Source organism: Lactiplantibacillus sp. ME-2 (assembly GCF_022549155.1).
Taxonomy (GTDB): domain Bacteria; phylum Bacillota; class Bacilli; order Lactobacillales; family Lactobacillaceae; genus Lactiplantibacillus; species Lactiplantibacillus plantarum.
Genome location: NZ_JAKZEQ010000006.1, coordinates 38359 through 54532, shown reverse-complemented (window position 1 = coordinate 54532; position 16174 = coordinate 38359). Strand labels below are relative to the sequence as shown.

14 protein-coding genes are annotated in these 16174 nt (G+C 47.0%); 8 read left to right on the top strand and 6 right to left on the bottom strand.

Annotated elements, in window-relative coordinates; genetic code table 11:
• The first annotated feature begins 92 nt into the window (after positions 1 to 92).
• Both rplM and rpsI read left to right on the top strand, forming a co-directional pair.
• Positions 93 to 536, top strand: coding sequence for a 50S ribosomal protein L13 (gene rplM / locus MMY95_RS03440; protein WP_003638098.1), 444 nt, complete (start codon positions 93 to 95; stop codon positions 534 to 536).
• Positions 537 to 549: 13 nt separating this feature from the next.
• Positions 550 to 942, top strand: coding sequence for a 30S ribosomal protein S9 (gene rpsI, locus MMY95_RS03435; protein WP_003638099.1), 393 nt, complete (start codon positions 550 to 552; stop codon positions 940 to 942).
• 263 nt (positions 943 to 1205) lie between these two features.
• On the opposite strand, the gene MMY95_RS03430 is transcribed toward rpsI, so the two are convergent.
• The gene (locus MMY95_RS03430) at positions 1206 to 2075 is read right to left on the bottom strand and encodes a DegV family protein (RefSeq protein WP_015825292.1); all 870 of its coding nucleotides are present in this window, start codon (positions 2073 to 2075) and stop codon (positions 1206 to 1208) included.
• Positions 2076 to 2653: 578 nt separating this feature from the next.
• On the opposite strand from MMY95_RS03430, the gene MMY95_RS03425 reads away from it, so the two are divergent.
• The 5 genes from MMY95_RS03425 to aroB all read left to right on the top strand — a co-directional run bounded on the left by MMY95_RS03425 (position 2654) and on the right by aroB (position 9670).
• Complete coding sequence (locus MMY95_RS03425) at positions 2654 to 3742, top strand: Ldh family oxidoreductase (RefSeq protein ID WP_104795589.1); 1089 nt, start codon at positions 2654 to 2656, stop codon at positions 3740 to 3742.
• 877 nt (positions 3743 to 4619) lie between these two features.
• Positions 4620 to 6632 carry a transketolase gene (gene tkt, locus MMY95_RS03420; RefSeq protein ID WP_011101251.1) on the top strand — a complete coding sequence of 671 codons (2013 nt, stop codon included), beginning with the start codon at positions 4620 to 4622 and terminating at the stop codon, positions 6630 to 6632.
• Positions 6633 to 6651: 19 nt separating this feature from the next.
• Positions 6652 to 7545 carry a shikimate dehydrogenase gene (gene aroE / locus MMY95_RS03415; RefSeq protein WP_063852214.1) on the top strand — a complete coding sequence of 298 codons (894 nt, stop codon included), beginning with the start codon at positions 6652 to 6654 and terminating at the stop codon, positions 7543 to 7545.
• Positions 7546 to 7585: 40 nt separating this feature from the next.
• Positions 7586 to 8581, top strand: a complete 996-nt coding sequence (aroF, locus tag MMY95_RS03410) for a 3-deoxy-7-phosphoheptulonate synthase (protein WP_003644102.1) — start codon at positions 7586 to 7588, stop codon at positions 8579 to 8581.
• 9 nt (positions 8582 to 8590) lie between these two features.
• Positions 8591 to 9670, top strand: coding sequence for a 3-dehydroquinate synthase (aroB, locus tag MMY95_RS03405; RefSeq protein ID WP_241277505.1), 1080 nt, complete (start codon positions 8591 to 8593; stop codon positions 9668 to 9670).
• Between the two features lie 458 nt (positions 9671 to 10128).
• Here the strand turns inward: aroB and MMY95_RS03400 are convergent, their stop codons facing one another.
• From MMY95_RS03400 to MMY95_RS03380, 5 genes are all read right to left on the bottom strand, one after another.
• A complete protein-coding gene (locus tag MMY95_RS03400; RefSeq protein WP_104795592.1) occupies positions 10129 to 11550 on the bottom strand; it encodes a DASS family sodium-coupled anion symporter in 1422 nt (473 codons plus the stop codon).
• A gap of 103 nt (positions 11551 to 11653) precedes the next feature.
• Positions 11654 to 11980: a metal-sulfur cluster assembly factor gene (locus tag MMY95_RS03395; protein ID WP_003596658.1), complete on the bottom strand. Its 327-nt coding sequence runs from the start codon at positions 11978 to 11980 to the stop codon at positions 11654 to 11656.
• A 63-nt stretch (positions 11981 to 12043) separates the two neighbouring features.
• Complete coding sequence (gene ttdB, locus MMY95_RS03390; protein ID WP_003596657.1) at positions 12044 to 12655, bottom strand: L(+)-tartrate dehydratase subunit beta; 612 nt, start codon at positions 12653 to 12655, stop codon at positions 12044 to 12046.
• Positions 12652 to 13584 carry a L(+)-tartrate dehydratase subunit alpha gene (gene ttdA, locus MMY95_RS03385; RefSeq protein ID WP_104795593.1) on the bottom strand — a complete coding sequence of 311 codons (933 nt, stop codon included), beginning with the start codon at positions 13582 to 13584 and terminating at the stop codon, positions 12652 to 12654. Before ttdA ends, ttdB begins: the two co-directional genes overlap by 4 nt.
• Positions 13585 to 13839: 255 nt before the next feature.
• A complete protein-coding gene (locus tag MMY95_RS03380; protein WP_015380011.1) occupies positions 13840 to 14865 on the bottom strand; it encodes an AraC family transcriptional regulator in 1026 nt (341 codons plus the stop codon).
• Between the two features lie 234 nt (positions 14866 to 15099).
• On the opposite strand from MMY95_RS03380, the gene MMY95_RS03375 reads away from it, so the two are divergent.
• Positions 15100 to 15942: a triphosphoribosyl-dephospho-CoA synthase gene (locus tag MMY95_RS03375; protein WP_104795594.1), complete on the top strand. Its 843-nt coding sequence runs from the start codon at positions 15100 to 15102 to the stop codon at positions 15940 to 15942.
• Positions 15943 to 16174 lie beyond the last annotated feature (232 nt).

The following is a 16174-nucleotide window of genomic DNA, read 5'->3' as shown; positions in this document are numbered from 1 at the left end:
GGGTAGACTAGTCGTTGGTATTGTTTGCCCCACGATAAGCCCCGGAAATCTTATTGAGTGTCAAACAAACACAGAAAATGGAGGAACACAACGTGCGTACAACATATATGGCTAAACCAGGTGAAATTGATCGTAAATGGTATGTAGTTGATGCAACCGATGTACCTTTGGGTCGTCTTTCAACTGTCGTCGCATCAATCTTGCGTGGTAAGAACAAACCTACCTTTACCCCTAACGTGGATACTGGTGATAACGTTATCGTTATTAATGCAAGCAAGGTCGCTTTAACTGGGAAGAAAGCAGAACGGAAGATTTATTATCATCATACTGCTTATGCTGGTGGTTTAAAGGAACGGACTGCCGGTGACTTCTTGGCAAAGGAACCTACTAAATTGATTGAAACTTCAGTTAAGGGTATGCTTCCTCACAACTCTTTAGGCCACAAGATGGGCTTGAAGTTGCATGTTTATGCTGGTGCAGAACATACGCAACAAGCACAAAAGCCTGAAGTTTTGGACATCACTAACTTAATCTAAGGAGGAAACTACATTGGCTCAAGTACAATATCGCGGCACAGGCCGTCGTAAAGATTCAGTAGCCCGCGTACGCTTAGTACCAGGTACTGGTAAAATTGTTATGAATGACAAATCTGTTGAAGATTACATTCCATTTGCAGATATTCGCAAGGAATTGTTACAACCATTCGAAGTAACTGAAACAACTGATCAATATGATGTTTTAGTTAACGTTAATGGTGGTGGCTTCCATGGTCAAGCCGGCGCAACTCGTCATGGGATCGCTCGGGCATTGCTCGAAGTTGACCCAGATTTCCGTACTCCTTTGAAGCGCGCGGGTCTCTTAACTCGTGATGCTCGTATGAAGGAACGTAAGAAGCCAGGTTTGAAGAAAGCCCGGAAAGCTTCACAATTCTCAAAACGTTAATATTATCCAAAAACGTTGTTTTATCAACATTTTCTGGCTATATGAGAAAGCACCTGTCTATGGACGGGTGCTTTTTTTTGGTTGAGTGAGAAAAAAACCACAAAAAAACCATATGACGTGGCTCAACGAGATAAATAACCCATTTGGGCAGGTTTTATTTGATACTAATTGGTTCGAATATAGCCCGCCTTGAAACAAACTAAGCAAGTAACGCTCGGTTACTTAAAAATGGATTGGGCCATTGCCGGCTCAATCCATTTTAATTACTGACGTTTAGTTTTACCAAAAGAGAAGACGGCAACGCAACCGAGGCCGGTATGGCTAGTGATAGTCGGCCCAATGTGTTCGAGCAAAATTTCAGCATCAGGGATCTTGGCTAAAATCTTTTCACGAACGGTTTGGGCGGCTTCCTGAGCGTCGCTAGTGGCAATGATAATGCGCGGCTTGGTCTGATCACGTAAATCGGCTAGTGTGTTGTTAACTAGTGTGGTCAGTGACCGGCGCCGTGAGCGCACCTTTTGTACTGGACGCAAGTGGCCGAGTGGGTCGACGTCCATGACTGGCTTTATCTGTAAGAGTGATCCAACCGTCGCGGAGGTCCGTGAGACCCGGCCGCCGTGATAAAGGTAATTTAAGTCATCAACAGTGAACCATTGGTGATAATAGAGGCGGTTTTCAGTCAGCCAATCCGCCAATTGGGCGATCGGCATACCAGCATCGCGCTTGTCAATGGCATCTAGTAGCATCAGGCCTTCACCGCAGCAGGCTGCTCGAGAATCCACGAGGTAGATCTCGGCATCTGGCTGGTCTTGTAAAAGCATGGCCTTGGCCTGTTGCGCATTATTGAAGGTCCCACTTAAGCCTGATGAAAAGCCGAGGTATAGGATTGGCGTATGTGCCTGAACGTACGGCTTGAAAAATTCAATAAACTGGCCGATATTAATCTGAGCAGTAGAAGGCATCACACCGTTACCAATCCGATGATAAAAGTCAGTCAAGTCAAAGTGGTGACCCAAATCGTCCGCGTATTCCTGGTCGTCAATCGTGACGTTCATTGAAACAAAATCGACATGCTTGTCTTTAAGTAGTTGATAAGGTAAATCAACGGTTGAATCTGTTAATAGCTGATACATAGTTTTCTCCCTTAATTGTACTTACTGTTACATTGTACGCTTATTTGGGCGGCCATGGAAAATTAATACTTTGATGTTTCAAACTGATTAGAGCAAATAAATAGACGTATCGTTTTGTCGCTAGTAATAAGACGTTGGGTTTTATTGTAGATTTTGACATGAGTGCTTGGAACAGTGGCTGTCCAAGCAGTGATGGTAGTAAAAGGCAATTTTCTAAAAGGTTACAGCTTACAGTGAGAATTGTTAGCTGCTTATGACAAGGTTGAATTAACCATTGATTATCTTTGGCACAGACAAATAACAATCGGTTTTTGGGACTAAAGTGATGGTGTATAGTGTGTTTGATAATCGGCAGAGTATGTGAAAGAAGATAGATTGATGATAGGTGTAAATGTAATTGAAATATTTTCACATTTTATTTTCACTTAAATATAATCATTACTTGAAATTTATAATTTTTAATTGGATAATAGGCGTTGTTAAAGCTTTTATAATTTAGATAATAATGACATAAATATTAGTGATGATTGTTAATTGATGGTCATTTGTGGGTATTAATAATGGAGGATATTATCAAGATGCGAATTAGTGCGGAAACGGAACGACAATTTTTAGAAGCAGTTTTTAAGGCCCAACGGTTTAGTGCCAAGGATGGGGCACTGCTGGCAGACACCCTGGTCGATGCAGATTTACGTGGAATCTCATCACATGGTATCCAGCGGCTGGCTTGGTATACGCGGATGATCAAGGATCATACCTTGGAACCGACGAATCAACCGAAGATTTTGAATGAAACACCTACCAGTCTATTGATCGATGTGAACCAGAGCATGGGCCAGATTGCGTCGGCGTTTACGATGAATAAACTGATTGAAAAGACTAAGCAACTCGGTGTTTCATTAGCGGTTATCCGCAATTCGAATCACTTTGGAACGGCGGGCTATTATTCGCGCATGGCTTGCAAAGCGGGTTTGATCGGTATTTCAACGACTAATACGCGGCCGTTGGTGGTGCCGACGAATGCGACAGAAGCTTTTTTGGGTTCCAACGCATTAGCTTTTACTTTTCCAGCCGACCCGCATCCTTTCGTTTTTGACGGCGCGACTGCGGTGGTTTCAAGCGGGAAGATTCAAGTGCTGGCCAAAAAAGGTGCACAGATTCCGGGTGATTGGGCGGTTGATGATCATCGTCAAGTCTTGCATGATGCGCAGACGGTGGAGGATAACTTGGCTAAAATTGTGTTTTCTGAGAATCGTCCTGGTGGTGGGGTCCTGACCCTAGGTGGCCAGCAGGAAGTCAATTCAAATTACAAAGGCTTTGGCAACTCACTAATTATTGAGTTACTCACGGGAATTTTAGCGCAAGGGTCGCTGTCGGCTGATACGAACACCGGTAAGCATGACTTTAGTCAGTTCTTCATGACGATTAATCCCGCCTTATTTGGCGATCCCGAGGTGTTGAAGGCCAACGTGACGACTATGTTTGACCGTATTCGGCATTTGAAGCATCTACCAGGTACTAAGATCATGATACCAGGTGACCGGGAATACCGGCACTATGATGAAAATTTGGTGCAGGGCGTCAGTATTGATCCACAGACGTTGACGGAAATGCAGCAAGTTGGTGCTGAATTTGGAGTGGCAGTCCCCGCAGCCTTGAAAGCGTAGTTTGGTGTAGTTGCGGCAATTATTGTGACTAAAATGGGGATCACATAAACTGATGATAGTGTGGCTGGAATCTGCTCTGGATGCTGGCGACACTATTTTTGGTTATCACGATTATGTGCGGTGGTGAAGACCAGCTAGCTGGTTGGGAATAGATGGCAGTTCAGACAACTGACGAGCGGCTAAGGTTAGTTGCTAAAGCATACGGAACATTGTTGAAATTGTAATCGAAAATGACCGTTTGTCAGTCGTTCGTTGTGAGAAATTTAGCGTTGGAGTGCGGCTTTTAGACTTTAATGATTTGCCTTGCGGTGGATTATAAGTTAAGTCAGTGCAAGCTACTGGCTAAAAATATTTTCAGAAAGTGGCAGGGAACCATTTTAATATCTGTAAAATGATTTGACACGCAAACTTGCTGATTTACCAGTATTTATTAGCAGTTAGCGAGGATGATGACGACTAGCAAATCGAGGGTGGACCAACATGTTTTTGTTGATTAATAGAAAAAGTTTGCAAAAACCATTTGACAATTCTATTGATTAGCCGTATATTTTAAGTCATCAAATACACATTATAAATTAAGGAGATTTTAATCATGACGATTAATACCAATTTACAATTGAATTCGTATTATTATTACTGGTTTACTTAGTGCCTTGGCATCCACTGCGAGGCACGCCCTCGCAACGGATGTGACCAGTAAATTTTGGAATGATTAAAATTTATGGAAAAGTCATATCAGTGTTGTGAACAACCACTGTGTGACTTTTCTGCTTCTGAGTAGCGGTGTTTTTCGGGCACCCTGCGAAGAATTAGTGGACTCACAGTTGGTGTAACTGTGAGTCTTTTTTGTTAGCCAAAATGAGAGGGAGCGAAGTTAATGCAAGCATTTGATGAAATTGATGAATTAGCGGTGAATAATCTACGAGTACTGAGTGCGGAAATGATTGAACGGGCCGGTTCTGGTCATCCAGGATTGCCACTCGGCGCGGCTCCAATGATGTGGGCACTGTGGAGCCGACAATTACGGGTCGATCCACAGCAGTCTCAATGGGCTAATCGCGATCGCTTTGTCTTATCAGCCGGACACGGGTCGGCGTTGTTGTACAGTCTGCTACATGTGAGTGGCTTCAACGTGACAATGGGCGAGTTACAACGTTTTCGTCAATTCGGCAGTCACACGCCAGGCCACCCTGAACTGGGAATCGTGGATGGTGTGGAAGCCACGACCGGTCCACTGGGACAGGGGTTAGGGATGGCGGTGGGCATGGCCCTGGCTGAACGGCAACTAGCGGCTCAGTTCTCCGAGTCACCGCAGTTGGTGGATCACTATACTTATGCGTTAGTCGGTGATGGTGATTTGATGGAAGGTGTCTCCCACGAAGCCGCCAGCTTTGCCGGTAATCAACAATTGCAAAAATTAATTGTATTGTACGACGATAACGCTGTTTCGCTTGATGGCCCCACCAGCCGGTCGTTTCGTACCGATGTGAACCAGCGCTTCGCTAGTTATGGTTGGGATACACAAACGGTAGGTGATGGCAATGATTTAACGGCGATTAATGCCGCCATTGAGCGTGCCAAACACAGTTCACGTCCAAGCCTGATCGCTGTTAAAACGACGATTGGATTTGGCGCACCACAAGCGGGTACGAATGCGGTGCATGGCAATCCGTTGGGAACGGCCGGTTTAACTAGTTTGCGGCAACAATTAGGGTGGCAAGCCGCGCCATTTACGGTGATGCCGGCCGTTGCTAAACGCGCACAGCAACTAATCTTGCAACGTGGTCAGCGTGCACATCGCCGGTGGCAGTCACAACGAGAGGCTTTACCACAAGCCGTACAACACCGTTTCGAACAACAGCTCAGTATGCGTCTGCCAGTTGACTTAGCCACCAGTTTACCGATCTTTGATGAAGGCGCCCAAGCTTCGCGGATCACGAGTCATACCGTCATTCAGAAGCTAGCCGCTCAGTTACCAGGATTAGTCGGGGGCGCGGCTGATTTAGCCAGTTCGAATAAAACGACCATTGAGCAGGATCAATTGTCGACTCCGGTGACCCCGGATCAGCGCAACGTTGCCTTTGGTGTCCGGGAGTTTGGTATGGGCACCATTTTGAATGGGATGACTTTACACGGTGGCTTGCGGGTCTTTGGTGGCACCTTCCTTGTCTTTTCCGATTACACGCGTGCGGCTATTCGATTGGCGGCGATGATGAAGTTACCAGTCACTTACGTTTTCACGCATGACTCGATTGCAGTCGGCGAGGACGGTCCGACTCATCAGCCAATTGAACAGCTAATGAGTTTACGATTGATTCCGAATCTAACGGTGATCCGGCCCGCTGACCCGAATGAAACGGTCGCAGCTTGGTGGCAAGCCATCAACGCGACGGATCATCCAACCGTGCTCGTCTTGACCCGTCAGAATTTGGCAGTGCTATCCGGATCTAAGACTAAGGCCATGACTGGTGTGGCTCGTGGCGGTTATGTTCTCTCACCGCAGCGTGGCCGCCAGCCAATGGGAATCTTGATTGCAAGCGGGTCAGAAGTTGCTTTAGCTCTTCAGGCCCAGGCGAAACTAGCTACGTTAGGTGAAGATGTCAGTGTCGTTTCAATGCCGTCGATGGAAAACTTTGCGCGCCAATCAACGAATTACCAAGCTCAGGTCTTGCCACCTCAAATTCGGCGGCGAGTTGCAGTCGAAATGGGCGCAACATCTGGCTGGGAACGTTACGTTGGGTTAGATGGGGCGGTACTAGGCTTGGACCACTTTGGCGCCAGTGGAGCGGCCGACCAAGTATTAGCCGCTAACCAGTTCACGGTAGCAGACCTAGTGCGGACGTATCAACAAACGCACGTGGATCTTGGTCAACAATTGCGAGTCATTTAGAAAGGAAGTTAGTTAAAGCATGATTGATGGACAAACGGCACTCTTTGGATTTATCGCGCACCCCGCGCGGCACAGTCGCTCACCGCGAATGCATAATTTGAGTTTTGACTACTGGGGGCTAAATGCGCGCTACTTGGCGTTTGATGTGGCACCGGATGGATTGGCTGGTACGCTTGCTGGAATTCGTAGCATGGGTATCGCGGGGGTGAACCTTTCAATGCCATTCAAACAAGCCGTTGTACCGCTACTAGATGGTTTGACAGTGCGAGCGCAACGGATTCAAGCGGTCAATACGATTAAGAATGAAGCTGGCAAGCTGATTGGTGACAGCACGGACGGCGCTGGAGTTTTTCAGGATCTCTTACATCAAGGTCTGAACTTGGTTGATAAGCACGTCATGGTTTTAGGCGCGGGAGGCGCAGGTAAGGCAATCATTGCGGCGGCTTTAGATTATGGTGTCGCGAGTGTAACGGTCTTTAAACGCAACAACGAACGCTACGCCGGTGTTCAGCACTGGTTGGAGCAACTCAGTACCACGACTTCGGTACCACTCCGGCTCTGTGCCTATGAAGACCAAGTACGGATGCAGCAAGTTGCTCGTACCAGCAATTTGATCATTAACGCGACCAATATCGGCATGACGACTGCTGGAACGCCATTACCAATCTCAATTATCCAGCAATTAGTCCCACAACAGACGGTCTATGATGTGATTTACCAACCGCTAGAAACGACCTTTTTGCGCTTAGCGCGTCAGCAGGGGTGCGCCACATATAATGGTTTGGGGATGTTGATTTGGCAAGGTGCCTTGGCTTTTGAGTTTTGGACTGGTAAGCAGATGCCAGTTCAACAGGTCCGCCAAGATATGTTAGCCAGTATTCAAGCGACTCCGCCGATTACGGCGCAGGCTTAGGCCTTAACTTTTGAGAATTGATTAGTAGGAGGAAATTATTATGATTATTATATTAAAACCAGCAACCGCTACGGCTATGCAGGCAAAGTTAGTGAGTCAATTTGGTGCGGATCATGAGATCTTCACGCACAATAATCGAATTGCAATTCAAGGATTGCGTCCAGAAGCACTTCCCGCGGATGTGCAAGCAGCCAGTGAATCAATCTTGACGGCAGTTCCCGCAGCGGTCCAAAGCAGCCGTCTCTTTCACCCAGAAGATACGATTATTAAGACGCCACACAGTGTGATTGGTGGTAATCAATTCGTCATGATGGCTGGCCCGTGTTCAGTCGAAAGCGCTGAACACGTGGACCAGATGGCCGCGGTTGCCAAGCAGGGTGGTGCGACGATTGTTCGTGGCGGAGCATTCAAGCCACGGACGTCACCTTACAGCTTCCAAGGCCTCGGGGAGACGGGACTCCAATACTTACGGACGGCGGCTGATAAACATGGCCTTGATATGATTACCGAAGTGATGGATGATGAACACGTGGCGATGGTGGCGAAATACACGGATATTTTTCAAATTGGTGCACGCAATATGCAAAATTTCTCGTTGCTTAAAGCCGTTGGACAGACCCAAATTCCGGTTGCATTAAAGCGAGGAATGTCGGCAACAATCGACGATGTGCTCAATGCAGCTGAATACATTGCAGCTGGTGGTAATCATCAGATCATGCTTTTGGAGCGGGGAATTCGAACGTTTGATAATAAGTACACACGCAACACGTTTGACTTAGGTGCAGTGCCAGTCTTGCAATCGTTGACACATTACCCAGTCATCGTTGATCCGAGTCACGCGGTCGGTACCTGGGAACTCGTGACCCCGATGGCGATGGCAGGTGTAGCAGCTGGCGCCAGTGGCATGATCGTTGAAATTCATGACCAGCCAACGCAAGCTTTATCCGATGGGCCGCAAGCGTTAAAACCCGCGACGTACTTAAAAATGGCGCAACAGGCTTTCCAGTTACATGATCTGATGCAAACGTGGGCGTAGGATGTGCCTATGACAAACATTGAAGTCAAGACGCGAGTTAAACAGTATCAGATCAAGATCATGATTAACAGTTTACATCACCTAGGAACATTGGTAACTAAGGTATGGTGTGCCCGTCAAGTAGCGGTGGTAACGGATACCAATGTGGGCCCGTACTATGCGAAGCTGGTAACTGATGAACTGACGGCGGCTGGATTCAAGGTGCGCGTGATGACGGTTCCAGCCGGTGAGGCGAGCAAAATTTGGTCACAAGTCCAGTCGTTAATCGATCAGCTGAGTGCCGCCCATTTTAGCCGCAGTGACGGTGTCCTCGCTCTTGGTGGCGGGGTGGTTGGTGACTTAGCAGGGTTTGTCGCTTCGATTTATATGCGCGGTATTGCCTTGATTCAAGTACCGACATCATTATTAGCGCAAGTCGATAGTTCGGTGGGCGGTAAGACCGCGATTGACTTACCAACTGGCAAAAACTTAGTGGGCAGTTTTTACCAACCAGATTTAGTCGTCATTGATCCGGCAATTCTGGTGACGTTACCGCCACGGATGCTCGCAGAAGGTTATGGCGAAATCGTTAAGTGCGCAGCATTAGTTGGCGGTGATTTTTGGCAATCCTTGCACCAAATTACCAGTGTGGCAGCGATTTTACCAGCAGCACCAGATTTAATTGCAGCTAGTGTGGCGTTCAAAGCGCGCGTCGTTATGGCGGATGAGCATGAACAGGGTCAGCGGCAATTATTGAATTTTGGTCATACGATTGGTCACGCAGTCGAACTATTGGCTGACGGTCAACTAATGCATGGGGAAGCGGTAGCGATTGGTCTAGTACAGGTTTGTCGGTTGTTTGCAGCACATGGGTTAGCGCCGACTAGTTTAACGTCGACGCTCAAGGCACGCTTAATGGCGGTAGGGTTGCCCACGGAATTACCGCCGATAGCGCCGCAAGCCGTGGCCGCAGTGATGCAACACGACAAAAAAGTGCACGGTACAGCGCTGACCTGGGTCTACTTATCGGCGGTTGGGCAACCCCACCTGTATCCCATAGCGGTCACGGACTTGGCGACTTGGATGGGTGACTTGTGGTCGGTGTCGTGATTAGACGTAAGTTTACAATATGCTTCAGTTCGACACATGATGGTGCAGCCCCCATGACGGTCACACTAACGTTGCCGGGTGGAATCTGGAAATTTGAGGGAGCATCAGAACTTTTGACGTCCAGGTTCTGATGGACTTACATGGTAGATTAACAATCGGCTTTCCAAGTAATAGTTGGAAAGCCGATTGTTATTGGTTAGGGCGTGATGTTTGTATGATCAAGTCGTTAGTCAGGAGTAAGTTCACATTGTGCGCGTTAATTTTCATGAAGCATGCATTAAAATATGCCAGTCTTGAGTTTAAAAAGCCAGTTTAGGGTCACCGGCAAAAGTTCTGATTTGCGTAAACTTGCTCGGCTAGATCGTCCTTCCCCCAGAAATGGGCACTCAGCCCGGAGTCGGGAAATACGTGAATGAGTGTCTGAACCTGTCAAATTGTATAGTTGAAAAACAACTAGTTTACCAATAGCCTAAAAGTTTCATCCAGAGTGTGCCACCAACGCCCCATACTAATAGATAGAAACCACCAAGGCACAGATTCAGACGCCACCATTCGGACTGCGTTATGTAACCTGATCCGAACATAATCGAGGCGGGACCGTTGGCGTAATGGGTGGTCGAACTGAAAATGGCACCGTCAAAGCCTAATAGTAGGGCTGCTAGCATTGGGGGGGCGCCGGCTGAAATTGCCACACCCAAGAAGGCGCCGTACATGGCGGAGACGTGAGCAGTGGCGCCGGCAAACAGGTAGTGGCTGTAAAAGTAAACGAGCATCAAAGCTGCCAAGACCCATAGCCAACTGATTCCTTGCAGGGCCTGGCCCATAGTTTGTGAAAGCCATGGAATAAAGCCAAGACTGTTCAGTTTGCCAGCCATAAAAATAAGAATTGAAAACCAAACGAGTGTGTTCCAAGCCCCAGTTTCATGTAATAAGTCGTCAACGGATAATACACCGGTTAATAAGAGCAAAGTGACGGCTATGAAGGCCACTAAGGTCGCGTCTAGCCCAGTGAGACTAGCTGAGATCCAAAGAAAGAGGGCCAACATAAAAATACCGCCCATGAGTTTTTCGGCCAAAGTCATGGCCCCCATCTGCTCAAGTTCGTTGGCAGCCCACGCATGCGCGTTGGGTGTATCCTTAATTTCTGGCGGATAGAGCCAATAAATAATAGCTGGAACGCTAATTAAGCAAATAAGACCAGGTAATAGAGCGGCGAGTAACCAGCCCATCCATGTGATGTGAATCTGCATTGCTTGGGCCAAGGCCACGGCAACGAGATTTGGTGCCATCGCGGTCATGAATAAGCCACTGGTGGCAATATTACCATGGAAAGCTGACATAATGAGAAAACTACCAACCTTACGCTGCGTACCGTTTTGTGGGTCAGAGCCGTATGCTTTAGCTAAAGATTCAATAATTGGGAAGACGATTCCACCGGCGCGGGCGGTATTGCTAGGCGTGGCCGGACTAGTGACGAGATCGACACCAATCAGCGCGTAGGCTAATCCAAGGGTCTTTTTACCAAATAATTTGACGAAGACCAGCGCGACTCGTCGCCCTAGCCCCGTTTTTACGAAGCCTCGTGATAGGAAGTAAGCCATTGCAATCATCCAAACCGTGTTATCACCAAAGCCGGCCATGGCATCCGTCATCGAGGTAACACCAAGTAAGACACCAAGTGTGAGACCAATAATTGCGACACCGGCAATAGGTAACGGCTGGGTAATGCAACCAATGATAGTGCCAACAAAGAGAGCCAGCATGTGCCATGCTAATAGACTGAGCCCCGCGGGACGAAATGGCGCGCTCAGCCAAATAATCAAACCAATTATCAGCGGCCATGTAAGTTGCTGGTAGTTGACGGATTGTAATTTGGTCATCGAAAACGACCACCTTTCTAGTCAAACGTTAAAATCGTCTCACGGTGACTGCTGAAACTAGTCAGCAAATGATGCTAATCCGGACACGATTTCTAAATTAGAATTAATGCAACCCTAATGTCATTTTTGCTGCCCGTGACATTTTATCAAGCGACCAGGCCGGTTCCCAGACAAGGTTGATGAGTACCTGATCGATACCCGCGACGGTCATTAATGCGCTTTTGATATGGTCATTCAAATAGCCTGTCAGTGGACAGCCCATGATGGTCAGTGTCATGGTAACGGTGCAGAGCTTTAGGTCAGCATCGTAAGCAACATCGTAGATCAAACCGAGGTCAACAATGTTCACACCAAGTTCAGGATCGATCACGGTACTCAGAGCGGCTAAAGCTTGGGTTTTTAAAGTAGATTGTGTATCCATACTAATCATGAGAAAGACTCCTTTAGACCAACAGCCTAAGCAGGGTGATCCGCTTAGGCTGTTAATGGTCGGTTATTTAATGAATTTAACTTGTTCGTTGATTTTTTTAATCTCAGCTTCTTTACGTTCGTTGAAGATGACCTTGTTCTTTTCAAACAAGTTGTCGCCATTCGTATCGATGGAGACAATTAACGGACCGAAGTCTTTGACCTCACACGCCCAGAGTGTTTCGGGCATTCCGAGGTCTTTCCACTGGGCATCAACAATCTTATTGACGTGCAGGGCGGCATAAACAGCATTGCCAGCGGGGTAGACGAGGTGTAAGGCGTGATATTTCTTGCAGGCCCGTTCGGTTCCCGGTCCCATGCCGCCTTTACCAACGATTAGTTTGACACGGGTTTGTTTTACGAATTCTTCTTCAAATTTTTCCATCCGCATACTAGTCGTTGGCCCGACTGCGACCATTTCGTACTTGTCATGGCCGAGATCTTTAATGATCGGGCCAGCGTGGAGAATTGCTCGGTCTGTCACGTTAACGGGTAGGGGACGATGTTCTTCGACGAGCCGCCGATGGGCAACGTCCCGACAGGTTGTTAGTGAGCCATTCAAGTAGACGATGTCGCCGATACGAATGTCCTTAATATCGTCATCAGAAATTGGGGTGGTTAAGTGGTAAGTTTTCATGATAATTCGACTCCTTTGTTCAGTGGTAAGTCATAGTTTAGATCTGCGTCAAAGTTGATAAGTCCGCGCCGGTGTGACCAGCAGCCGGTACTAACAGCGACGCCAATTGTTGATGGGTGTCGGGCGGTATTCTCGACATTGACACCCATTACTGACTTTTGACCGCCAAACCCCTGTGGTCCCAGGCCAATGTGATTGATGCCGTCTTCTAATAAGTGTTCGAGTTTGGCAGCATTAGCGTTTGGATTTTCACTATCGACGCGCCGCATTAAAGCTAATTTAGAATTAAGCGCAGCCGTTTCAACGGATGTGGCGACGCCGACACCGACGAGTAAAGGTGGGCAAGCGTTAATGCCGTAGCTCGTCATGCGATCCATCACGAAACGGACGACGCCTTCGTAACCTTCACCAGGCATCAGGACTTTGGCAGCCCCGGGTAATGTGCAGCCACCGCCGGCCATGTACACGTACATTGAGATGTCAGTGCCATTACCATCAACTTGCAGAAAAATCGAGGGGATGCCGTCACCAATGTTCATACCGGTATTGTATTCGTCAAATATCTGAACAGCATTATGTCGGAGTGGCGCTTTTTTTGTCCCACGATAAACGGCGTCTTTCAAAATTTGATTGAGTTCGCCTAATAGTGGGAACTGCGCGCCGCATTTAATGAAGAATTGTAACGCACCGGTATCTTGGCAACTTGGGCGTTTAAGTTTATTGGCAAGTAATTGGTTTTCCATCATCGTGTCGTAGACGAGCTTTTGGAGTGGATCGACTTCGATCTTACTGAGTTCTTCGAGTTTGGCAGTCACATCATCTGGTAGTCGATGACTGATGAGCGCAATATAATCGGCCAAAATGTCGCGCATCCGTTGGCCCTTAGTTGATAATGTTGGTTCGGTATAGTCGTATGTCATTGTATCCATGCTGGTTTCCTCCTATCAATTTACAGCTACATTGTAAGTAACTGTGTGATACAAAACTAACCGCTACTCGCCGAGTTATGCCAGGTATTGGATTGTGAAAGTGATGGTAAGCGGACAGGTAGCCGGTTAAAAATGACAAAAAAATACCAAGGCCTTCTGACGAGTGATGCCGTCGTACCTTGGTATGACCCAATATTTGATCAAAATATCGGTAAGTTCAGTTGTTCGTAATCACAAAAATTGTTATGCCATTAATTATTGATTAAGCAATGTTTTTAATTGCGCGATCTTTTGTTTGAGTGCCTGATATTCTTGAAAATGTAGTTTATACATGCAACTTTCACAAGCACTGAGTTGATCAGTACTTGTGAGTTGGGCCCAGTGCTTGAGTTGCTTTTGGACAATGGTAGTTTGTGTGGGAGTGAGCGGTTGCTTGAACTGGTCATATTCAGGACGTTGCCCGTGTGACAAATGTTGACGGTAACTGGAAGGTGTCTGACCAAAATGCTTCTTAAACATTAGATTGAAGGACTTGACCTCCTGAAACCCATTGGCTAAGGCTAGATCGGCGACTCTTGTGGTTGGGTTTTCCAGATCGTAGATGGCGTGTTGTAGTCGGCAGCGGGTTAGATATTCGTAAAAATTCAGGCCGAGTTCCGCTTTGAAGATGCGTGAGAGATAGGCTGGTGAATAGTGACTGATTTTTGCCGCTTCGTTTAAGGTAATTGGTCGATCGTAAGCCTGGTTAATGTAATCAATGACCCGGTTTAGTGAACTCTGCGTCTTGGGTTGGGGATAAGTCATCGTGATTCCAGTATCAAAGAAATCGTGATGTAGCAGGTTCGTCAATTGAAAGTACAGGGCGTTCAAGTCAAAAATTGGCCAGTCCTGCTGATGTAATCCTAGATAGAGTTGTGCCAGAATTTGGCGAATCGTTTGGTAGTCACGGTGTTGGGGCGTCGTCACGCTGTTGAGTAGAAAAGCACCTGAACTGAGGTCGATGCCCTGACTAGTGTAGAAATCGGGCAGAATATGTAAACGGAGCGCGATACATTCTGGGGTCAAGGCAAAGGTGGCATGGCCGCGATTGGCATTGATCAAGATGAGGTCATTTGCGTGTAATTGATGGCGCGTCCCGTCAACATTCACTTCGACCGTACCTTGCAATAACCATAAGAGTTCGATTTGCGGATGCCAGTTGTAGTGGTAACTACCAATCATGTATGTTAATAAGTCAAATTGGACGGTTGGAGTGGATTGAAAATGCTGACTAGGTATCATGACAGTGTCCTCCTTAGGAATAACTTTGATTAGCTCTAGCTTACACGTTCAGAAGATGCTTGAACAGCAGTCGACAAAAGAATACAAAAAAATGACAAAAATTGACTAGTATCAGTTATGATGGAAATATAAGTAATGGTAACTGAATGTTGGTTGTGGTCACGCTTAATCAAGACTGAAAGTGACCCGGGCACATCATCGTTGTTAGACTAAGGATGAAATGGTGGAGAAATAGTGGATACGAAGATAATTGTCAATCATGCGCTACGAGCGCTTTTATACGAAGTGACGGTCAACCCTAAGCCCGGGCTGGTCGACCCGTTGTCGGCGGGTCCCCATCCAGACATGAACGCTTTTATGTTTATTGATAGTGCTTTGAGTCTAGCCCCCTACTTTAATGCTTGTGCAGCGGCGGGCGTCGCGTATACGGCTGTCGATTTGACGGGTTTGTTCAAGCAAATTCGGGGCATTGGTGTTCAAGCGGAACAAACCATGTTTGCGGCGACCAAGGGCGTGAATACCCATAAAGGGGCGGTGTTCTCACTGGGCGTGCTAGTGACAGCGGCGGCGTATCAGTTGCAGCACTCCGACGTCGACTTAGCAACGATTGTGCGCACAATGCTGGCGGGGTTAACGGCAAATGATTTTAATGATTTAAACACGAAGGAGCCAACGACCTTAACTGCTGGAGAACGTCAATACTTAACATATGGCATCAAGGGAATTCGTGGTGAAGCCGAGGCGGGTTATCCGACCGTGATGCAAGTGGCACTACCCGCATTGAGACGTAGTCGTGGCACGATTAATCAGCGGTTATTAGACACACTGATGGCGATTGTCCAGGCGACGGTCGATACCAATCTGGTAAAACGGGCACACGACCCGCACGTCATTGACTGGGTCCACGACCAAGCACACCGCTACTTCGATTTAGGGGGAAGCCACAGTGAAGCTGGAATGGCGTTTTTACGCGAATTGAATCAGATTTTTGTCGACCATAACTATAGTTTAGGTGGCTCGGCCGATTTGTTGATTTTGACGATTTTTATTGGATTGCAGACAGATATATTAGCTTAATAATGAGTGTCGTGATTGTAGGTGACGACACTTTTTTAATACCAAATATTAATGGAAATTAAATGACGATTGCAATGCTTAGTTGATGAGTGGTCAGTGCTTTTTAGTGGTGATGGCATCGAAAGTCGTTTCAGTAGGTTCTGGATTAAGCATTTAGTATGTTGGTTGTAACGCCTTGGTTAAGCAGAAATAGTATTAGAATGAACGAAAATTTAATACCGATTATAAAAAA